This is a genomic window from Reyranella humidisoli (assembly GCF_019039055.1).
In the GTDB taxonomy this organism is placed as follows: Bacteria; Pseudomonadota; Alphaproteobacteria; order Reyranellales; family Reyranellaceae; genus Reyranella; species Reyranella humidisoli.
The window spans coordinates 3361003-3381463 of sequence record NZ_JAHOPB010000001.1; the positions used below are offsets into that span (position 1 = coordinate 3361003).

General features: G+C 66.9%; 19 protein-coding genes. 15 read left to right on the forward strand and 4 right to left on the reverse strand.

Features of this window, described 5'->3' with window-relative positions:
• Positions 1 to 77: 77 nt before the first annotated feature.
• A complete protein-coding gene (locus KQ910_RS16330; RefSeq protein WP_216962427.1) occupies positions 78 to 893 on the reverse strand; it encodes a sulfite exporter TauE/SafE family protein in 816 nt (271 codons plus the stop codon).
• 127 nt (positions 894 to 1020) lie between these two features.
• Here KQ910_RS16330 and KQ910_RS16335 point away from each other — a divergent pair, with 127 nt between their 5' ends.
• The 3 genes from KQ910_RS16335 to KQ910_RS16345 are packed head-to-tail and all read left to right on the forward strand — an operon-like array spanning position 1021 to position 3518.
• Positions 1021 to 2067 carry a phosphotransferase gene (locus KQ910_RS16335; protein ID WP_216963933.1) on the forward strand — a complete coding sequence of 349 codons (1047 nt, stop codon included), beginning with the start codon at positions 1021 to 1023 and terminating at the stop codon, positions 2065 to 2067.
• Complete coding sequence (locus KQ910_RS16340; RefSeq protein ID WP_216962430.1) at positions 2064 to 2723, forward strand: TetR/AcrR family transcriptional regulator; 660 nt, start codon at positions 2064 to 2066, stop codon at positions 2721 to 2723. Before KQ910_RS16335 ends, KQ910_RS16340 begins: the two co-directional genes overlap by 4 nt.
• A 27-nt stretch (positions 2724 to 2750) precedes the next feature.
• Positions 2751 to 3518 carry a C13 family peptidase gene (locus KQ910_RS16345; protein ID WP_216962433.1) on the forward strand — a complete coding sequence of 256 codons (768 nt, stop codon included), beginning with the start codon at positions 2751 to 2753 and terminating at the stop codon, positions 3516 to 3518.
• Here the strand turns inward: KQ910_RS16345 and KQ910_RS16350 are convergent.
• A complete protein-coding gene (locus KQ910_RS16350; protein ID WP_216962436.1) occupies positions 3515 to 3904 on the reverse strand; it encodes a RidA family protein in 390 nt (129 codons plus the stop codon). The genes KQ910_RS16345 and KQ910_RS16350 overlap by 4 nt on opposite strands.
• Before the next feature lie 73 nt (positions 3905 to 3977).
• On the opposite strand from KQ910_RS16350, the gene KQ910_RS16355 reads away from it, so the two are divergent.
• The gene (locus tag KQ910_RS16355; RefSeq protein ID WP_216962438.1) at positions 3978 to 4778 is read left to right on the forward strand and encodes an enoyl-CoA hydratase/isomerase family protein; all 801 of its coding nucleotides are present in this window, start codon (positions 3978 to 3980) and stop codon (positions 4776 to 4778) included.
• Here KQ910_RS16355 and KQ910_RS16360 read toward each other — a convergent pair.
• Positions 4775 to 6370, reverse strand: coding sequence for an AMP-binding protein (locus KQ910_RS16360; protein WP_216962441.1), 1596 nt, complete (start codon positions 6368 to 6370; stop codon positions 4775 to 4777). The two genes, KQ910_RS16355 and KQ910_RS16360, sit on opposite strands and share 4 nt — an antisense overlap.
• Before the next feature lie 104 nt (positions 6371 to 6474).
• On the opposite strand from KQ910_RS16360, the gene KQ910_RS16365 reads away from it, so the two are divergent.
• The 6 genes from KQ910_RS16365 (at position 6475) to KQ910_RS16390 (ending at position 15092) form a co-directional block, all read left to right on the forward strand.
• On the forward strand, positions 6475 to 7443 hold the full coding sequence (locus tag KQ910_RS16365; RefSeq protein ID WP_216962444.1) for a Bug family tripartite tricarboxylate transporter substrate binding protein: 969 nt from the start codon (positions 6475 to 6477) through the stop codon (positions 7441 to 7443).
• A gap of 13 nt (positions 7444 to 7456) precedes the next feature.
• On the forward strand, positions 7457 to 9526 hold the full coding sequence (locus KQ910_RS16370; RefSeq protein WP_216962446.1) for a hydantoinase/oxoprolinase family protein: 2070 nt from the start codon (positions 7457 to 7459) through the stop codon (positions 9524 to 9526).
• On the forward strand, positions 9526 to 11157 hold the full coding sequence (locus tag KQ910_RS16375) for a hydantoinase B/oxoprolinase family protein (RefSeq protein ID WP_216962449.1): 1632 nt from the start codon (positions 9526 to 9528) through the stop codon (positions 11155 to 11157). Before KQ910_RS16370 ends, KQ910_RS16375 begins: the two co-directional genes overlap by 1 nt.
• 66 nt (positions 11158 to 11223) lie before the next feature.
• Positions 11224 to 12306: an ABC transporter substrate-binding protein gene (locus tag KQ910_RS16380; RefSeq protein ID WP_216962451.1), complete on the forward strand. Its 1083-nt coding sequence runs from the start codon at positions 11224 to 11226 to the stop codon at positions 12304 to 12306.
• Positions 12307 to 12336: 30 nt separating this feature from the next.
• Positions 12337 to 14031 (forward strand): ABC transporter permease, encoded by a 1695-nt coding sequence (locus tag KQ910_RS16385; RefSeq protein WP_216962454.1) that lies wholly within the window; start codon positions 12337 to 12339, stop codon positions 14029 to 14031.
• Positions 14028 to 15092, forward strand: a complete 1065-nt coding sequence (locus KQ910_RS16390) for an ABC transporter ATP-binding protein (protein ID WP_216962457.1) — start codon at positions 14028 to 14030, stop codon at positions 15090 to 15092. Before KQ910_RS16385 ends, KQ910_RS16390 begins: the two co-directional genes overlap by 4 nt.
• A 105-nt stretch (positions 15093 to 15197) precedes the next feature.
• On the opposite strand, the gene KQ910_RS16395 is transcribed toward KQ910_RS16390, so the two are convergent.
• Positions 15198 to 16037, reverse strand: a complete 840-nt coding sequence (locus KQ910_RS16395) for a TauD/TfdA dioxygenase family protein (protein WP_216962460.1) — start codon at positions 16035 to 16037, stop codon at positions 15198 to 15200.
• A gap of 64 nt (positions 16038 to 16101) precedes the next feature.
• Here KQ910_RS16395 and KQ910_RS16400 point away from each other — a divergent pair, with 64 nt between their 5' ends.
• From KQ910_RS16400 to KQ910_RS16420, 5 genes are all read left to right on the forward strand, one after another.
• Positions 16102 to 16698: a glutathione S-transferase family protein gene (locus KQ910_RS16400; protein WP_216962462.1), complete on the forward strand. Its 597-nt coding sequence runs from the start codon at positions 16102 to 16104 to the stop codon at positions 16696 to 16698.
• 28 nt (positions 16699 to 16726) lie between these two features.
• On the forward strand, positions 16727 to 18169 hold the full coding sequence (locus tag KQ910_RS16405) for a 4-hydroxyphenylacetate 3-hydroxylase family protein (RefSeq protein WP_216962464.1): 1443 nt from the start codon (positions 16727 to 16729) through the stop codon (positions 18167 to 18169).
• 19 nt (positions 18170 to 18188) lie between these two features.
• Positions 18189 to 18494 carry an ATP-dependent Clp protease adapter ClpS gene (clpS, locus tag KQ910_RS16410; RefSeq protein WP_216962466.1) on the forward strand — a complete coding sequence of 102 codons (306 nt, stop codon included), beginning with the start codon at positions 18189 to 18191 and terminating at the stop codon, positions 18492 to 18494.
• Positions 18495 to 18764: 270 nt separating this feature from the next.
• A complete protein-coding gene (ykgO, locus tag KQ910_RS16415; RefSeq protein WP_068191747.1) occupies positions 18765 to 18890 on the forward strand; it encodes a type B 50S ribosomal protein L36 in 126 nt (41 codons plus the stop codon).
• Between the two features lie 80 nt (positions 18891 to 18970).
• Complete coding sequence (locus KQ910_RS16420) at positions 18971 to 20458, forward strand: FAD-linked oxidase C-terminal domain-containing protein (protein WP_229600428.1); 1488 nt, start codon at positions 18971 to 18973, stop codon at positions 20456 to 20458.
• Positions 20459 to 20461: the final 3 nt, after the last annotated feature.

Here is a 20461-nt window from a genome sequence, read left to right on the forward strand (position 1 = left end):
ACCCCCGGACCGCCAACAGCTAAACACAATTCGGCCGCTTTGCCCAAGTGCCAAGTGCATTACAAGTGATAACTGCATCATCTCAGAAGCAGACGGACTGCGATTACGGCGAGGCAAAAGGCAAACAAGCGCCGAAGCAAAGCGACGGGCGCTCTTGCCGACCATCGGGCCGCCATTGGCGCGACAAAGAGCGCGGGCAGCGACAGCGTCGCAACGCAAAACAAGGCGACATCGCCCAGCGCATCGAACGGACGGCCGGGCGTATTCCGGTCCATCAGCAGGAACACGACAGTCGCCGGAATTGCGATGACCAGGTTGAAAAGCGCACCCGCGCCGATCGCCCGTTTGATGGAAAATGAGAACAGCGTCAGGGTGGGCGTGCTCAAGGTACCACCGCCCACACCGACGGCCGCCGCCAGGCCGCCCACGATGGCCGGGGCGATGTAGGAAAACGGCCGCTCCGGCTGACTCTGCCCAATAATGAGGCGATCTCCCGCCATCATCTTGAGGGCAAGACCGGCTGCAACGACGGCAAAGAGGGTGGTCAGGACCCATGTCGGCGCCAGGGGGCCAAGTGTCAGGCCGATTACGGCGCCTGCCATCAGCGCCGGCAGCCAGGATTGAACGAGACCGGAGTCGATCGTGCCGGCTCGCCAGTGAGCTCCGGCGGCGGTGACCGAAGCGATCAGGATGCTTGCCTGAGCGGTGCCGACGGCCAGAGGCACGCCCAGCGGCTCGCCGATCCCGATGAACTCGAAGATCTCCAGGAGGACCGGCACGGCGACGATGCCGCCGCCAACCCCCAACAAGCCGGCGAGCAGTCCGATCAGGACGCCGGTCGCCAGCAATGCCGCCCAGGCACCCGGAGGGTAGGTCGAGAGCAGCGTTTCCACAGAGCCGTATTCCCCCCTTGGTCGATGTTGCGTGTGCCCCATCGTACGAGCAAACTCCCGGCCAATGTAAACGCTCGTTCAGGAGGTTTCTCGGGTGGCACGGCGCGGAGAAGACTTCATCGGCACGATGGCGGTGCAGGAAAAGCATCGGTTCGACGAGCAGGCGCTCGCCCGGTTCATGGCCGCCAACGTCGAGGGGTTCACTCCGCCGCTGACGGTCGAGCAGTTCCGGGGCGGGCAATCCAATCCGACCTATCGGCTGACCGACGGTGCGGGGCGCCGCTACGTGCTGCGCCGCAAGCCGCCGGGCAAACTGCTGCCCTCAGCCCATGCGGTCGATCGCGAGTTCCGCGTGATCGCGGCCCTCAATCGCACCGACGTACCCACGCCCCGCGCCTATGCTTTGAGCGAGGATGTGAGCGTCGTGGGCACGCCTTTCTATATAATGGAATACTGCGACGGCCGCGTGCTGTGGGACCCGACCCTGCCGGACGTACCCAGGGAGGGGCGCCTCGCCATCTATCGCGCCAAGTTCGAGTCGCTCGCCCGGCTTCATCTCGTCGACTACGCCGCGCTCGGCCTGGCCGATTTCGGCCGTCCCGGCAGTTACGTCGCCCGCCAGATCTCGCGCTGGGGAAAACAGTACAAGGCGTCCGAGACCGAGAAGATCGAGTCGATGGACCGACTGTTCGAATGGTTGCCGGCGAACCTGCCGGCGAACGACGAGACCGTCCTGGTGCACGGCGACTTCCGCCTCGACAACATGATCTTCCACCCGAGCGAGCCGCGGGTGCTGGGCATCATCGACTGGGAGATTTCGACCCTCGGCGACCCGCTGGCCGAACTCGCCTACCTCTGCATGCTCTGGCGTACGCCCAAGGACTGGAACGGCCTGCTGGGGCACGATCTCGATGAGCTCGGTCTGCCGACCGAGGCGGAGATGGTGGGATACTACAGCACGCTCGCCGGCCGCGCTGCTCCCGAGCCCGCCCTATGGGAATTCTACATGGCCTATAATCTGTTCCGCGTGTCGTGCATCCGCCAGGGTGTCTATGCGCGGTCGCTCGACGGCACCGCGTCGAACGTGCGGGCCGCGGAGTCCGGCAAACTGGTGAAGCCGGCGGCCGATCTCGCCTGGTCGATCGTCGCCAACATGGCCGGAGCATCGCGATGAGCAAGCGCAAGACCGTCAGCCCCGGCGACGGGCCGCCGGAGGCCGTGGAACGCGACGCGCGGCCGCCGGTCGAGGCCATCCGCGCCGCGGCCTTCGCCCAGTTCGCAGAGCGTGGTTATCCGGTCGTCACGGTGCGCGACATCATGAAGGCCTGCGGGCTCACGCAAGGCGCCCTCTACAATCACTTCAAGTCCAAGGACGAACTGCTGCACGACATCATCGCCTCCACCCAGAGCGAACTGGAGCGGCTGTGCCAGCAGGCCGTGGCGGGGGCTGGCCCCGATGCGCGTGCGCAACTCGCGGCCTTCGTCCGCGTCTATGTCATGCGGCATTGCCGGCTGCGCATCGAGGCGCTGGTCGCCAACCGGGAAATCGGCTGGCTCGACACGGCGCGCGTCTCCGATATCCGCCGCAGCCGCCGCGCCATCCGCGACATCGTCGTGACCATCCTGGCGCACGGCGTGGAGAACGATGTTTTCGATCCACCGCGGGTCGAGGGAAAGCACGATCTCAAGGCGATCGCGATGGCGCTGCTCGATCAGTGTACCCATGTCTCCATGTGGTACGGTCCGGGCGGCGACCTTGCGGAGGAGCAGATGGCGAAGCTCTATGCCGACATGGCGCTGCGGGTCGTCGGAGCCAAGCCGCAGGATTGACGGTCCTCCTGGCGGGAGCACGAAGGTATGTTGGTTCGCATCGGCACCATGGTCGCTTTGTTGGTCTCGATCGTTGCCTGCATGCCGGGCACCGATGGCGCCCCTCCGGCCGGTCGCGCCACGACCCTCGCGGCGGCGCCCGGCGGCATCCCGGCGGCGCGCTGGCACGCCGTCCTGATCGCTGGCGACAACAACAGCCCGTCGTTCGACAACGGCATCGACGCCCTGCGCGACAAGCTGTCGGGACGAGGCGTGCGCGACATTCGTATCCTGACCTCCGATCCCGGGCGCAATCCGTCGGCCCAGGTCGCCAGCGCGGCGAACGTCTCGAACGCCCTGCGCAACGCCGGCGGCGCGGGTGCCTGCCTCGCCTTCATCACCAGCCATGGCCACGAAACCGGCGTCGTGTTGCGCCAGGCCAATGGCGTCATCCGGCCCGGCACCCTCGACAGTGCGCTGGATGCCGGCTGTGGCGGCCTGCCGACCGTCGTTATCGTCTCGGCCTGCTATAGCGGCGTCTTCCTGACGTCGGCCATGCGACAGCCCAACCGCGTGGTGCTGACGGCGGCGGCGGCCGATCGTGTGAGCTTCGGCTGCGGGGCGGGCGACCGGTTTACCTACTATGACCAGTGCCTGCTGCAGCAGTTCGATGGCGCCTCGACCTGGAGCCAGCTTGCCCAGTCCACTCGGGCCTGCGTTCAGAGCCTCGAGAAGAGCATGGGGGTCCGCACGCCGTCGCAGCCGCAGATCTTCGTCGGCTCTGCGGTCGGCGACCTCAGGATTCCCGGCCGTTAACCACCGATCACGGCGGTGAAGTCGCAGGTCACCTGGTGCGGGCTGTCGCCCGAAAGCTGAAGCGTGTGACGGGCCGGGCGTGAGGCCTCGTCGGGGAACATCTTCACCCATTCGTCGTTCAGCGCGGCGCGGCCGGTCGACGGTTGCTTCATCCAGAAATTGATCTTGATGATGTCGTCGGGCGTGCCGCCGGCGGCTTCGACGCACAGCTTGATGTGCTGGAAGATGTTGGTGACCTGCGCGCCGAGGTCGGGCGGGACGTTGCGCGTGCCGGGCTCGGTGCCGTTCATGATACTCGACATCACGATGTTGCCGATGCGGCTGGCATTGGGAATCGGGTTCTGGTGGCTGTAGCCCGGGTAGTTGACGCTCTTGCGCTTGGCCATCGTTTCTCTCCCTTGGAAGGCGGAAGCATTGCATTTCCGCTCGCCGGGGCAAATGCTCCCGTCAGGAGGAACGATGACCCAAAGCCAGACAGGTACGCTCGTCGACTACGAGCGGGACGGCGAGATCGTCACCCTGACGCTCAATCGCCCGGACAAGCTGAACGCCTTCAACGACGAACTGGTCGGCGCGCTCTCGGACGCGCTGCACCGGTTCGACATGGAGGACGAGGCGCAGATCGCGATCATCACGGGCCGCGGCCGCGCCTTTTCCAGCGGTGCCGACGTGAAGCAGCGTCAGTTGCGCAGCCGCGAGGAGTTTCTGCGGCTGGGCGGGCCGCAGGGGCGCGGGACGCACTCTGCCGACCTGCTCACAAGGTCGGTGAACTGGAAGCCCGTCATCGCCGCGCCGCACGGCTACGTACTCGGCCTCTCGGTCGGCATCGTGCTCGAGTGCGACCTGATCGTCGCCGAGGAGGGCACGCGCTTCCAGATCACCGAGACGTCGCGCGGTCTCGGCGCGGGCCGCTACTGGGGCATCATGCAGTTCCGGGGCGGCGGCGCCTTCGCGATGGAGGCTGCCTTTGCCGGTCGCTACTTCACCGCCGAGGAGGCGCTTGCCGCGAACCTGATCAATCGCGTCGCGCCCAAGGGCAGGTATCTCGACATGGCGCGCGAGCTTGCGCGCGACGTCGTGAAGAACCCGCCGCTCAGCGTACGCTCCACGGTGCGGACGCGGCGCTGGTACATGGACCGCATGACGCGCGAGATCATGCACCAGACCGCACCCGAGCGGCTCTATCTCTCTGAGGACTTCCAGGAAGCGGCGCGGGCCTTCACCGAGAAGCGCAAGCCGGCGAAGTTCAAGGGGCGCTAGAGCCGTTCCAGCGCCATGTCGCGCAGGCGGGCGCGCTGGATCTTGAAGCCGTTGGGCGAGGGCGTCTTCGGGAAGTCATCGACCGCGAAGACGCGCATCGGCACCTTGTAATTGGCGAGGCCGTGCCTGCAGTGCGCGATGGCGGCGGCCTCGTCGAGCGTCGCACCCGGGCTGAGCATCACGAACGCAACCGCTCGGACGCCCTCGGGGCGCGGCACCGCGATGGCCTGACAGCCCGCGATGCCCGGCAGCTTCTGCAGGTGGGTCTCGATCTCGAGCGGATTCACCAGGAAGCCTGACAGCCGCAGCACGTCGCCCATGCGGCTGAGGAACGTGAAGCCACCCCGACCGTCGAGTTCCGCGAGGTCGCCGGTTCGCACGTAACCGTCGGCGGTCACGGTCTCGGCCGTCGCCGTGTCGTTTCCGAAATAGCCGACCATCAGGGAAGGGCCGGCGCATTCGAGCATGCCCGGCTGGCCGATACCCAGCAGTTCGCCCGTCTCCGGATCGCGCACGCGGACATGACCGAGCGGCGAGGTCGGCACGCCGCCGCCCTTCTTGCGAAGCGCGACTTCGGAGTCGATCGGCTGCAGGGAGTAGAGGGCCTGGACCTCGCTCATCCCATAGAGACCGCACAGACGCAGGGCGCGTTTCTCGGCCGTCTCCGCGATGTCGTCGAGCGACGCATTGAACGCGGCATAGCCCGCCCACTTCACCGACGGGAAAGGATGGTCGCCGGGCACCGCGTCGAGCAGACGGGCGTACATGTCGTCGCTGCCGAACAGGGTGGTCGGGCGGTGATGGGCGATCAGCCGCGCGATCTCGTCGATCTCGTAGGATTCGACCAGCACGCAGGGCTTGCCGGCGGCCAGCGTCGCCATCGTCTGGTCGAAGCCATAGACGCCGCACAAGGGCAGGATCGAGAGCGACAGCGTTTCGGGCGCGGTGAGGCCGAAGGCGCGAGCCACCTGCTGCGCGTGGCCGGCGATCGCCCCCTGGCGATGCAGGACGAACTTGGGCGCACTGGTCGTGCCCGAGGTCGTGAAGATGTTGCAGGGGGCACTGGCCCTGGCGTTGTTCAAACCGAGACGCGGACGGGACAGCAGGCGTTCGAAGGGTACGCGCCGCAGCCGTTCGATGGCGGGCGGCACCAAAGCAGGCTCGTCGCCGACAGTGACGATGGCCGCGAGCCTGTCGAGCGCATCCGGCTCGATGCCGGCAAGGATCGACAGGAAATCGATTCGGCGGAAGCCGGGGGCGCAGGCCAGCACCTTGGCGCCGGAGCGGCCCACGATGTCGGCGACCTCGACCGCGCGGTAGCGGGTGTTCACCGCCACGGCGATGGCACCCAGTCGCACGCAGGCGAGATAGAGGATCGGATAGGCCGGCACGTTGGGCAGCCACAGGGCCACGCGATCGCCCGGGCCGATGCCGAGGTCGGCAAGCCCCTGCGCCGCCCGGCGCGCGCTTTCGGTGAGTTCGAGGAAGGAGATCGTCCGGTCGCCATGAATGAGGGCCGGCGCATTGGGCATCTGCTCGGCGATGTCGGCGACCATGGTCCAGACGTCGGCGGCGGGTTGGGTGAGAGGCATGCGGGCGGAGACTACCCGAAGACCGTTTCATCTCAAGCGCGATGCCTTGACCCGGCACGGCCCTTGCCTGACGCTCGGCACCGGGTTTGGGATTGGGGGTCGTCATGCTGCGTCGAAGCCTGTTTGCTGCTCCGCTCGTTCTTGCCGCTGCGTCGGCGCGTGCCCAGCAATGGGTGCCGAAGCAACCGATCAAGATCCTCGTGGGATATGCGCCGGGCGGAACGGCGGACATGGCCGCCCGGATCGCTGCGGAAACGATCCAGCGCCAGCATAGCTACACCGTTGTCGTCGAAAACAAGACCGGCGCCGGCGGCTTCATCGCGCTGAAGGCGGTCGCCCAGGCGCCGGCCGACGGCTACACGGTGGGCATCGGCATCATGGGCCAGCTCGCGGTCGGCCCGGTGGTGCCGGGCTCGCAGATCCCGCTCGACCTCGACAAGGAACTGACGCCGATCTGCAATCTGGTCGGCGTGCCGATGGCGCTGATTGTGCGGATGGACGCGCCGTTCAAGACCATTCCTGAATTCGTCGCCTATGCGAAGGCCAATCCGGGCAAGGTGAGCTACGCTTCGACCGGTCTTGGCTCGACCAACCAGCTCGGCGCGGAGTTCCTGGCGGCCGAAGCGGGTGGGCTGAAGCTGATCCACGTTCCCTATCGCGGCGGCGCACCGGCGATCGCCGATGTGGCGGCGGGCAATGTCGACATGTTCTTCGGCAACGTCTCGGAACTGATCGGCCAGGCCCGTGGCGGGAAGGTCCGCGTGCTGGCGCTCGCCTCGGCGAAGCCGACGCCGCTTGCACCGGAACTGCCGCTGCTCACCAAAGACATCCCGGCGCTCGACATCAACAACTGGTTCGGTCTCATGGGCCCGGCCGGTTTGCCCGCCGACATCAAGGGCGCGCTCGCCAAGCTGTTTCTCGATGCGATGGCTGATCCGAGGAATGCTGAAACGCTGGCCAAGCAAGGCCTTGAGCCGATCGGGCAGGGCCCCGATGCTTTCGCCGCCTACATCGTCAAGGACCGCGAGCGCTGGGCGAAGGTCGCCAGGCAGGGCAATGTGAAGGCCGAATAGCAAAGGACGTGTAATGAGTGCGCCGCTTTCCCTCGGCATCGACATCGGGGGAACCTTCACCGACCTCGTCATCCACGATCCGCGCACCGGGCGGGCCGTCATCTGGAAGGAAAGCACGACGCCGGACGATCCGGCCCGCGGGGCGCTGGAGGGCACGCGGCGGGTGCTGGAGAAGGCGGGCGCGAAGCCGCAGGACATTGGGCGCGTCGTGCATGCCACGACGCTATTCACCAATGCGCTGATCGAACGAAAGGGCGCGAAGACCGGCCTGCTCACCACCGCAGGCTTCGGCGACGTGCTGGAGATCGCTCGCGAGCGCAAGTACGAGCTCTACGATCTGTTCATCGAGATGCCGAAGCCGCTGGTGCCGCGGCCGTGGCGCCGGGAGGCGAAGGAACGGCTGGCACCGGACGGAACGGTCGAAATCGCGCTGGATGTGGATGCGGCGCTGGGCGAAGTGGCCGATCTCGTGGAGCAGGGTGTCGAGAGCCTCGCCATCTGCTTCCTGCATTCCTATGCCAACGCCGCACACGAGCGTGCGATCGGTGCGGCCGTCGCGGAGCGCTTCCAGAACCTGTCGATCTCGCTGTCGTCCGACATTGCGCCGGAGATCCGCGAGTACCCGCGTGCCAGCACGACGGTGGCCAACGCCTATGTGCGGCCGCTGGCGGAAATCTATCTCGAACGGCTGGAACAGGCGCTGCGGGCCGAGGGCATCCCGGGTGGGCTGTTCCTGATGCTCTCCAACGGCGGTCTCACCCATGTGAGTGAGGCCAAGCGCGCGCCGGTGCAATTGCTCGAAAGCGGGCCGGCGGCGGGCGCGCTGGCCGGCGCCTGGTTCGGCCGCAATGCCGGGCTGGAGCGCGTGCTCGCCTTCGACATGGGCGGGACGACCGCGAAGCTGGCGCTGGTCGACGATGGCGAGCCGCTGGTGGCGTGGGGCTTCGAGGCGGCGCGCGAGAAGCGTTTCCTGCGCGGCTCCGGCCTGCCGATCCAGATCGCTACCGTCGAACTGATCGAGATCGGCGCTGGCGGCGGCTCGATCGCTCATCGAAGCGACCTCGGCACGCTGAATGTCGGCCCGGAGAGCAGCGGCGCGCAGCCCGGACCCGCCTGCTACGGCCGCGGCGGCACCGAGGCCACGGTGACCGACGCCGACCTGACCCTGGGCTATCTCAACGCCGACTTCTTCCTGGGTGGCGCGATGAAGATCGACGCCGTGGCGACGAACGCCGCGTTCGGCAAGCTGGCGGGTGCGCTGGGCGTCGAGCCCGGCCGGGCGGCCTTCGGCGTACATGACGTGGTGAACGAGAACATGGCGGGGGCCGCGCGCGTAGCCATCGCCGAGCGGGGGCGCGTGCCGTCGGAATATGCGCTGCTGGCGACCGGCGGGGCGGGGCCCGTCCATGCCTGGCACGTCGCGCGCAAGCTCGGCGTCAGCCGCGTCGTCTGTCCACCGGGCGCGGGCGCGGGGAGCACGATCGGCATGCTGATGGCGCCGGCCCGTGTCGATCGCGTGGCAAGCTTCACCACGGCGCTGGCCGGAGCCGACCTTGCCGCGGCAGGCCGCATCTTCGCCAATCTCGAAAAGGACTCGCTCGACGTGTTGCGCCTCACCGGTGCCGACGTCGACGGACGCACCGTCCGCTACTTGGCCGACATGCGTTACATCGGTCAGGGCAGCGAGATCACCGTCGTGCTGCCGCATGAGCTGACGGAAGGCGCCGTGAAGGTGGCCTTCGAGGCCGCGTACAAGGCGCTGTTTGCGCGCGTCCCGCCGGGCGCCGCCATCCAGCTCGTGGCGCTGCGCCTCTCGGTCAGCGCGCCGATGCCGGGCACCGGCGGCAAACTCGAGCTGCCGCGCCATGCGTCGGACAACGCGCTCAAGGGCACGCGACCAGTGTTATTTCCCGACGAAGGCAGAACGCTGTCGACCCGTGTGTGGGACCGCTACGCGCTCGAACCCGGCGTCAGCATCGAGGGGCCCGCCGTGTTCGAGGAGAACGAAAGCACCTTCATCGTCGGGCCCAACTCGACGGCGCGACTGCTGCCTGACGGCTCCATCCTGGCGGAGGCAAACTGATGTCACGCACCTTCGATGCCATAGAACTCGAGCTGCTGTGGCGGCGGCTGATCTCGCTGGTCGACGAGGCCGCCGCAGCGATGGTTCGCACGTCTTTCTCGACACTGGTGCGTGAGAGCTACGACTTCTCCTGCGTCGTGACCGATGCCACGGGCCAGTCGCTGGTCCAGGCGAGCGAGAGCATCCCGAGTTTCATCGGCACCCTGCCCGAGACGGTGAAGCACTTCCTGCGGCACTTCCCCGAAGACCAGCTTTCGCCCGGCGACGTGCTGATCACCAACGACATCTGGCTTGGCACCGGCCATCTGCCCGACGTGACGCTGGCCAAGCCGATCTTCCGCAACGGCCGGCTGATCGCCTTCAGCGCCACGACGGCGCATGTGCCCGACATCGGCGGCAAGATCAGGAGCCCCGAGCCGCGCGAGGTCTTCGAGGAGGGGCTGCAGATCCCGCCGATGAAGATGATGGCGGCGGGGGAGACCGACGAGACGCTGGTCGCACTGATCCGCAAGAACGTGCGCACGCCCGACCAGACGATGGGTGATCTCTACGCCCAGATCGTAGCGCTCGATCTCATGGAGGACCGGCTGCTGGTCCTCATGGAGAATTACGGGCTGCCCGATCTCACCGACCTCGCGCGCGAGATCCAGGGCCGCTGTGAGGCCGCCATGCGGGCGGCCATCCTCGAACTGCCGGACGGGACGTATCATAGCGAGCTCAAGACCGACGGCATCATGGACAAGCCGATCACGATTAGAATGGCGCTCACCATCAAGGGCGACGAGATCCTGATCGACTTCGCCGGCACCGACGCCCAGGTCGACCGGGCGATCAACTGCGCCATGTGCTACACCAACGCGATGTGCATGTATGGGGTGAAGGTCTGCACCAACTCCAACCTGCCCAACAACGAAGGCGCGTGGCGGCCGATCACGCTCACCGCGCCGCCGGGCTGCATCGTCAATCCGCAGTTCCCCGCGCCGGGCGGCTCGCGCATGCTGATCGGCCATTACATTCCGATGCTGGTGTTCGGCTGCCTGGGCCAGATCGTGCCGGAGCGCGTGATGGCGGCCTGCGGCTCGCCGATGTGGGGCATGAACCAGTCGGGCGTGCGGGAAGGGGGCAAGCCCTACGCCAACATGTTCTTCTACAATGGCGGTATGGGCGGCAACACGCAGCGCGACGGCGTCACCTGTCTGTCGTGGCCGTCCAACGTCAGCTCGACCTCGATCGAGATCAGCGAGCACATCGCGCCGCTGCGCTTCCATCACAAGAAGCTGCGTCCCGATTCCGGCGGCGCCGGTCGTCATCGCGGCGGGCTGGGGCAGGAGATCCTGATCGAGAGTCGCAGCGAAACGCCGATCGCGGTGTCGTTCCTCGCCGAGCGCACGATCTTTGCCGCGTTCGGTATCGAGGGCGGCAAGGACGGCGCGCCGGGAGAGTTGCGCATCAACGGCGAGAAGACCGATCCCAAGAAGCAGTATGTGCTGAACAAGGGCGACACCGTTTCCCTCGGCACGCCGGGTGGTGGCGGTCACGGCGATCCGAAGCTGCGTTCCGCGGGGGCGGTCGCAGCCGACATCGCGGCGGGATACGTGACGGTGCAGTCAGCTTACCAGAGCGACGACTAACAGCGATTGAACCTCCGGGCAGCGGTCGTTACGCTCGCTCCTAACAAGAATATCTAGGGGGAAACAATGAAGCTGATTGCTGCCGCGTCCGCGGCCCTGTGCGCTATGGCCTGGGTCGTTGCCTCTCCCGTCCATGCCCAGGGAAAGGTCTGCGACAATCCCAAGCAGATGGAGGGCTTCAAGACCTGCGCCAACATCGACAAGGCCAAGGCCGAGGGCGCCTTCACGCTCTACTCGACCGATCCCGAGCAGGGCCAGGTCAAGCTGCTGGCCGCCTTCAACAAGCTGTTCCCCGAGATCAAGACCAGCTACGTGCGCCTGCAGGCCGGCGCGCTCTACGCCAAGGTACTCTCCGAGCGGCAGGCCAAGTCGTTCCTTGTCGACGTCATCCAGATCTCCGACATGGGCATGATCCTGGACTTCCAGCGCAAGGGTGGCTTCCGCCAGTACGTTTCGCCCGAGATGCAGTTCTTCCCCAAGGAGGCCAAGAGCCAGCCGGAAGGCTTCTGGACCTGGGGTTCGGTCATCATGGCCGGCATTGCCTACAACCCGAACAATGTCCCGGCGGCCGACGCGCCCAAGAAGTGGGAAGACCTGCTCGACCCGAAGTGGAAGGACGCGATCAACGTGAAGGTCTCCAACTCGGGCCTCCAGCACGGCGTCTGGTACATGCTGATGCCGATCCTCGGCATGGAGTACTTCAAGAAGTTCGGCGAGCAGAAGCCGCGCGCCTTCGATTCCTATGTCCAGCAGTACGGCCGGCTGGTCGACGGCCAGGACAAGATCATCATGGGCGCGCAGTATTCGGGCTACATCGAGTTCAAGGCCAAGGGCGCGCCGCTCGCCTTCGTCTTCCCCGATACCGGCGTGCCCGCCGTGCCGGAGACCTATGGCATCGTCGACCAGGCGCCGCATCCCAATGCCGCCGAGCTGTTCATGGACTGGTTCCTCTCGCCGGTCGGGCAGAAGGCGCTGGCCGACGCCCTGCTGCTCCACTCGCCGCGTCCGGACGTGCCGCCGCCCGGCGGCGCCGACACGGTGCCCCTGAGCAAGATGAAGCTGCTGTCGCCGGCCGACTGGAATGCCTTCGAGAAGGATCGCCCGGCCTTCGCCAAGGAGTGGAACCGCATCGTCGGCACCGGACGCTAGGCCTTGGCCGGCGGCCCCAGGGCTTTTGGCGTGGCGGGCGTTCTGCGTCCACGCATCAACGGGCAGGCCCTGACGACGCTCGCGGTCCTTGGGATCGTGGGCTTCCTGGTCCTGCTGCCGATGGTCTTCCTGGTCGAGGAATCGTTGAACGTCGGCGACCCGATGGCGTTTCCGCCGGTCGAGTTCGGCCTCGCCAACTACGTCGCGATCTTCGAGGAGGACCTCAAGACCGTGTGGAACACGCTGGTCATCGCGGTCATGGCGACCGTGATGGCCATCCTGATCGGCTTCGTCCTGGCGTGGATACTGACCCGCACCAACGTGCCGGGGCGGGAGAAGCTCGAGCGGCTGATGGAACTGCCCTACTACATGACGCCGCTGGTGGGAGCGCTCGCCTGGGCAGTGATCGCCGGACCCAAGAGCGGCTTCCTCAACCAGATGTGGAAGGCGGTCGGCGGCACCGGCGACATCGCCGACATCTACACCCATTTCGGCATCGCCTGGGTGATGGCGCTGTTCGAGGGCACGGTAGCCTTCGTCATGATTTCGGCCTCGATGAAGTCGATGGATCCGGCGCTCGAGGAATCGGCGCGCGTCATGGGCGCGTCCAAGCTCCGCACCATGCTCACCGTGACGCTGCCGCTGGTCATGCCGGGCGTGCTGGGCGCCATGCTGTTCGTCTTCGCCGAGATGCTGGGCTCGTTCGCCGCCGCCCTGGTGCTGGGGATTCCCGGCCGCATCTACGTCATCACCACCGCCATCTGGGATTCGACGCTCTCCTATCCGCCGGATTACGGCCGCGCCTCGGCGATGGGCCTGTCGCTGTTCGTCGTGATGTTCTTCATGCTGGCCTTCTATCGGCGCATGATCCGCCGCGGCACCTTCACCACCATCAGCGGCAAGGCGTTCCGGCCGCGACCGATGGACATGGGACGGCTCGCCTGGGTGCTGTTCAGCGTCTGCGCGCTCTACGTGGCGCTGGCCGTCGTCTTCCCGATCGCGGCGCTCCTGATGACCTCGCTGCAGCGCTTCGCCACCGTGATCCTGAGCCAGGCGCAATGGACCCTCGCCAACTATGAGACGGCGCTGTCGCTCGGCCCCGTGCGCACGGCGCTGTTCAACAGCATCATGCTGGGGCTGGGCGTCGCCACCGTAGGCGTGGTGATCATGTCGCTGCTGGTCTGGATCATCTACCGCTCGCAACTGCGGGGCCGCGGCGCGATCGAGTATCTCGTGATGTTCCCCCAGGCCGTGCCACGCCTGGTCTTCGGCCTGGCGCTGCTGTGGGCCTGGCTCAACATCCCGATCGGCATCTACGGCACCCTGTGGCTGCTGGCGCTGGCCTATTTCACGGTCATGCTGCCGCTCGGGGTGCGCACGCTGGCCGGCGTGGTGCTTCAGATCGACAAGAGCCTGGAGGAGTGCGCGCGGGTCTGCGGCGCCTCCTGGGCCTATCAGATGCGCACCGTGACGCTGCCGCTGCTCAAGCCCGGCATCCTGGCGGCGTGGCTGCTGATCTTCATGGCCTGTGTGCGCGAACTTGGCGCCTCGGCGTTCCTGATGGGCCCCAACGCCAAGGTGATCGCGCCGTCCATCGTCAGTGCCTTCGCCACCAGCGGCACGGAGCTCACGGCGGCGATGGCGTTGATCCAGACCTTCACTGTGGTGCTGGCGCTGGTCATCCTGTTCCGCGTGGCCCGCGGCATGACCAAGGAGTTGCAGTGAACGAGACGCGTATCGAGGTGAAGGATCTGGTCGTGCGGTACGGCGACCAGGTGGCGGTGAATGGCGTCAGCTTCAGCGTGGGCCGCGGCGAGCACCTGACCCTGCTCGGACCTTCGGGGTGCGGCAAGACGACGACTCTGCGCGCCATCGCCGGTCTCGAACAGCCGTCGGGCGGCAGCATCCGCGTCGACGGCCGCACGATGTATGACGCGGCGGGGCGCACGAACGTCCAGACCGAGCAGCGCGGCGTGTCGATGGTCTTCCAGTCCTACGCCATCTGGCCGCACATGAGCGTATTCGACAACGTCGCCTACGGCCTGCGGGTGCGGAAGCAGAGCCAGGACGACATCAAGGCCAACGTCGAGCGCGCGCTCGACCTCGTGCAGATGCGCCATCTCGCCGAGCGCGGCGCCTCGAAACTCTCGGGCGGCCAGCAGCAGCGCGTCGCGCTGGCCCGCGCCATCGCCTTCTCGCCCACCGTCGTGCTGTTCGACGAGCCGCTCTCCAACCTAGACGCCAAGCTGCGGGCCGAGATGCGGGTGGAACTGCGCGAGCTGCAGCGGCGGCTGGGCATCACCTCGGTCTACGTCACCCACGACCAGGAGGAGGCGCTCGCCATCTCCGACCGCGTGATCGTGATGAACGTGGGCGTGATCGAGCAGATCGGCACGCCGGAGGAGATCTACAACAGGCCGCGCAGCCGCTTCGTGGCGGACTTCGTGGGCTCGGCCAACCTGATCAAGGGCAGGCCCGCGGGCGACGGCACTTTCGTCACCGAAGGCGGCACATCGCTCAAGGTCATGGCGCCGCACACGCCGCACGGCAAGGAGACCGAGGTCGCCGTCCGCACTGCCTATATCGGCCTGGAGCCGCAGGCAGGCGAGAACCACGTGCCGGGCAAGGTCCGCCAGCGGCTGTTCCATGGCGATTTCGTGCAGTACGTCGTCGACAGTGGGGTGGGGGCCATGATCGTACGCCGCCCGCCGACCAACCTGCTGCCGGAAGGGGCGGACGTCACACTGTCCTTCTCACCGGAGCACTGCGTGCTGCTGGAAGTCTGAGAAGTCTCTGCCGCCTCTGTCATCCTGAGCGAAGCGAAGGATCTCGCGCCAGCCGGGGAGTCCGTTGGTCGTTCCGCTGGGTCCTTCGCTGCGCTCAGGACGACATCAGAACGGCTCCGTACCCGCCACGATCACCCGGTGCATCAGCCGCCGTTCGCCCTCGGGGTAGTCGGCGTTGGCCTTGTGCATCGTGCAGCGATTGTCCCAGATCACGATGTCGCCCTGCCGCCAGGCATGGCGGTACTCGTATTTCGGCTGTGTGGCATGGGCGATCAGCTCGTCGAGCAGCGCATCGCTCTCGGCGCGGCCGAGGCCCACGATCTGCTCCATCCGGTTGGGATTGAGATAGAGCGACTTGCGGCCGGTCTCAGGATGGGTGCGCACCAGCGGATGCGTCGCCTCGGGCATCGCAGCCATCTCGTCGGCCGGCCGGGTCGAGATCCGGCTGAGCTTGCGGCTCGAATGGTACTTGTGGATCACCTTCAGCGGATCGATGCGGGCCTTCGTGGCTGCTGGCAGGTCCGCATAGGCGTCGTACATGTTGGTGAACTGCGTGTCGCCGCCGCGCGACGGGACTTCCACGCCGTAGAGCATGGTGAGCGAGCAGGGCGCCCGCATGAAGCTGTCGTCGGTGTGCCAGTTGGCGCCGTTCACGATCTTCTTGCCGTCGCCCAGCACGTCGCGATCCTCGCTGGAGATGATGTTCACCTCGGCGCATTCCGCCGTGCGGGCAAGCTGCTTGCGCAGCATCGGCGTGCCGAACCTGGACATCGCCGCGAGGAACGCCGGCGGCGCCAGTGTCTGTCCCCGGATGCAGATCACGAGATTGTCGTGCAACACGCTCGTCAGCGTGGCCTGTGTCGCTTCGTCGGCGGGCGTGTTGAGGTCGATGCCGCTCACCGCCGCGGCCATGTGGGGGCCGAGTTTCTCGGTCTGGAAATTCATGGCATTGCTCCCGGAAGGCGGGATAACGTGCGCGCCGATCCGACGAATCTCAAGGGGGACCGCCATGAAGATCGCCTATTCCGCTGCAAGCCCGTATGTCCGCAAAGTGATGGCTTGCGCCATCGCGCGCGGGCTCAACGACAAGATCGAGCGCTGGAAGATCGGCACGACCGATCCGGCGCTGCTGCCGGTCAACCCGCTGTCGAAGGTGCCGACGCTGATCACCGACGATGGCATGTCGATCTACGACAGCCCGGTGATCTGCGAGTATCTCGACAGCCTCGGCTCCGCGCCCAAGCTGTTCCCGCCGGTCGGTCCGGCGCGCTGGAAGGCGCTGACGCAGGAAGCGCTGGGCGACGGCATCCTCGACGCCACCCAGCCGCGCCGCCGCGAGATCGCGCTGCCCCAGGACGAAGGCCGTCAGGGATACATCGCGCTGCAGCAGGGCAAGGTTGCCCGCGCGCTCGACGCGCTTGAGAAGGACGCCGATTCGCTCGGAGACCTGACCACGATCGGCGAGATCGCGATCGGCTGCGCGCTGGGATACCTTGATTTCCGCTACGCCAACGAGCCGTGGCGTCCGGGTCACCCGAAGCTCGACGCCTGGTACGCCAAGGTCGTGAAGCTGCCGCCCCTTGCCGAGACGATGCCGGTGGGGTGACAGTCCTCGTCCGGGGCGGAGGGATGCGATGCCGGCACGGACGGGTGAACAGTTCCTGAAGGGCCTTCGAGGCCGACGCGATGTCTGGGTCGACGGCGAGAAGATCGCCGACGTCGTCGATCATCCAAAGCTCCGCGGCGCGGCCCATGCGCTGGCCGAGGTCTACGATCTCCATCACGCAGAGGCCGCGACCTGCCTCGCGCCCGATCCGGAGACCGGCGAGCCGATCCCGGTCAGCCACCTGATCCCGCACTCGCGCGAGGACCTGACTCGACGGCACGCGGCGCTGCGGCAGGTGGCGGAATATTCGGTCGGCCTGATGGGCCGCACGCCCGACTACATGAACGTGACCTATGCGGGCTTTGCCGGTCGGCCCGATGAGTGGGGTGCGCACGGCAACGAGGCGGGCGTCGATCGGCTGGTCGCCTATCAGAAATTCCTGCGGCGCGGCGACGTGGCGCTGACGCATACGATCGTCCAGCCCACGGTCGACAAGGCGACGGGCGATGCGCCGTCGGCCGGCAACGCCCACGCGCTGCGCAAGGTCGGCGACACCGAGCACGGCATCGTCGTGCGCGGCGCGAGGGTGCTGGCGACGCTGGCGCCCTTCACTGACGAGATCGCGGTCTATCCTGGCGCGCCGCTGCCGCCGGGCTCCGAGGACTACGCGCTGTCGTTCTGCATTCCCGTCGGGACGCCGGGCCTGAAGTTCCTCTGTCGCGATTCGATGTCGGCGCCGGACAACCGCTTCGACTTCCCGCTGTCGGGTCGCTTCGACGAGCAGGATGCCTTCGTGATCTTCGACGATGTCGAGGTGCCGCGCGACCGGCTGTTCATCGACCGCAATCTCGCCGCCTACAATACGGTGATGACGTCTAGCTGGCAGCCCAACATCATGCAGCAGACGATGATCCGGGCCTGGACGAAGCTCGACTTCGCCTGGGGCCTGGCGCTGCGGATGGCCGCCTCGATCAACGCCGCCGATCCCGAGACGCAACGCCTGATCGGCGAGATCTGGACCTACGCCGAGTTCACGCGCGCGGCCATCGTGGCGGCCGAGTCGGAGGCTCGCGAATGGCCGTCGGGGCTTTGGACCTGCGGCGTCCGCCCTCTGCATGCGTTGCGCGCCACCCTGCCACTCTGGTTCCCGCGGGTGAACGAGATCCTGCGCCTGATCGGCTCGCACAACCTCCTGGCCGCGCCGACGGCAGCCCAGCTCGGCGACCCGGACCTGCGGCCGCTGATCGACCGCTACCTGCCGGGCGCCAAGGGCATGGCGGCGGAGGAGCGCATCCGCATCTTCCGGCTGGCCTGGGATTTCGCCGGCAGCGCGCTTGCCAGCCGCAACGAGCAGTACGAGCGGTTCTATCTCGCCTCGTCGGCCCGCAACCTGGCGCGGCATCTGCAGTTCACCGACCGCAGCCGGGCCGACCGGCTTGTGCAGCGCTTCCTGGACGAGGAGTATCGGTAGGCAGAGCGAGGAGGGGCCGATGAGCGATATCGACACCAAGCCGCAGGCGGTGGAGCGGACCAAGACCAAGCAGCCGCCGCTCTACAAGGTCATCCTGCTGAACGACGACTACACGCCGCGAGAGTTCGTGGTCGTTGTTCTCAAAGCCGTGTTCCGCATGACCGAGGAACAGTCCTACGCCGTGATGATGACGGCCCATCAGCGCGGCGCCTGCGTGGTCGCGACCTACACCCGCGACGTCGCCGAATCCAAGGCCAGCGAGGCCAACGACATGGCGCGCGGCGCGGGCCATCCGCTGGAGTTCAGCACCGAGCCGGAAGAGTAGCAGCCGCGGCCGGCCGCCCTGTTGCGCGGGCGGTTCCCGCCGAACCGGTGCTGCGGCGGTCCCGGGTCCGCTGGGCGGCAATGGGCGTGGCGCGAGGGCGTGCTCGATAAGCCCTTGCGATCATTGACAAATTCGTGGTTTCCAGCCAAAAGGCTCCGGGAAAGTTGGGTGGAAAATCAATGGGTTGACGGCCGGCCCTCCGGTCCGTATTTTCCGCCCGCTTTCGGAATTCACCCCGGCACGGCCGGGGCTTTTTGTTGAGTTAGGGCCATGAAGATCCGTCATTCTCTCAAGTCGGTGAAGCTCCGTCACAAGGACTGCCGCATCGTGCGCCGCAAGGGCCGCGTTTACGTGATCAACAAGACCAACCCGCGCTTCAAGGCCCGCCAGGGCTGAAGACGGCGTCAGCGTCTTGCTGAAAAAAGCGGCGGGAGCTTCGGCTTCCGCCGCTTTTTCATTTGGCGTATGAGCGAAGCATGCAGATGCCGCCGCTCGATCCCGCCATTCTTGCCCGCCGCTCGGACATCGTCGCCGCGCTGCGTGCCATCGTTCCGGGCGAGGGCGTGATCGACGACCTCGACGGCATGCGGCCTTACGAATGCGATGCGCTGTCGGCCTATCGGCAGATGCCGATGGTGGTCGTGCTGCCCGAGACGGTGGCCCAGGTCGCCGCCATCCTGCGCTACTGCCAGGACAACAAGGTGAAGGTCGTGCCGCGCGGCGGCGGGACGTCACTCTCCGGCGGCTCGATGCCGATCGGCGACGGCATCCTGCTGGCCATGGGCAAGTTCAACCGCGTGCTGGAGATCGATTACGCCAATCGCTGCGCGAGGGTGCAGCCCGGTGTCACCAATCTCGGTGTCACCAAGGCGGTCGAGCACGAGGGCTTCTACTACGCGCCAGATCCCAGCTCGCAGATCGCCTGCTCGATCGGCGGCAACGTCGCGGAGAATTCCGGGGGCGTGCATTGCCTGAAGTACGGCCTCACCACCAACAACCTGCTCGGCATCGAGATGGTGCTGATGAACGGCGAGATCGTGCGGCTGGGCGGCAAGCACCTCGACGCCGGCGGCTACGATCTGCTCGGCCTGATGACCGGTTCGGAAGGGCTTCTGGGCGTCGTCACGGAAGTCACCGTGCGACTGCTGCGCAAGCCATCGACGGCGCGCGCCGTGCTGCTGGGCTTCCCGACGGAAGCGGGCGCGGCCGATTGCGTCGCCGCCGTGATCGCGTCGGGCATCATCCCCGGCGGCATGGAGATGATGGACAAGGACGCGACCCGGTGTGCCGAGGCCTATGTCGGTGCGGGCTATCCGCTCGACGCCGAGGGATTGCTGATCGTCGAACTCGACGGGCCACCGGTCGAGGTCGATTACCTGGTCGAGCGCGTCGCCGAGATCGCCCGGGGGCGTGGCGCCACGACGATCCGCGTCAGCCACGACGAGCAGGAGCGGGTGCTGTTCTGGGCCGGCCGCAAGGCGGCGTTCCCCGCCGTCGGCCAGATCTCACCCGACTACATGTGCCTCGATGGGTCAGTGCCGCGCGGCAAGCTGGTCGAGGTGCTGGCCGAGATGCGCGTTCTGTCGAAGCAGTATGGCCTGCGGGTCGTTAACGTCTTTCACGCCGGCGACGGCAATCTCCACCCGCTGATCCTGTTCGACGCCAACGATCCCGATGAACTCAGGCGGTGCGAGGAACTGGGCGCCGACATCCTGCGGCTCTGCGTGAGGGTCGGTGGCGTGCTGACCGGCGAGCATGGCGTCGGCATCGAGAAGCGCGACCTGATGGGCGTGCAGTTCACCGAGATCGACCTCGACCAGCAGATGCGCGTGAAATGCGCCTTCGACCCCGACCATCTGCTCAACCCGGGCAAGGTGTTTCCCCAGCTGCGCCGCTGCGCCGAACTGGGACGCCTGGTCGTGACGCAGAACAGACTCCCGTTCCCCGATATTCCGCGGTTCTGATTC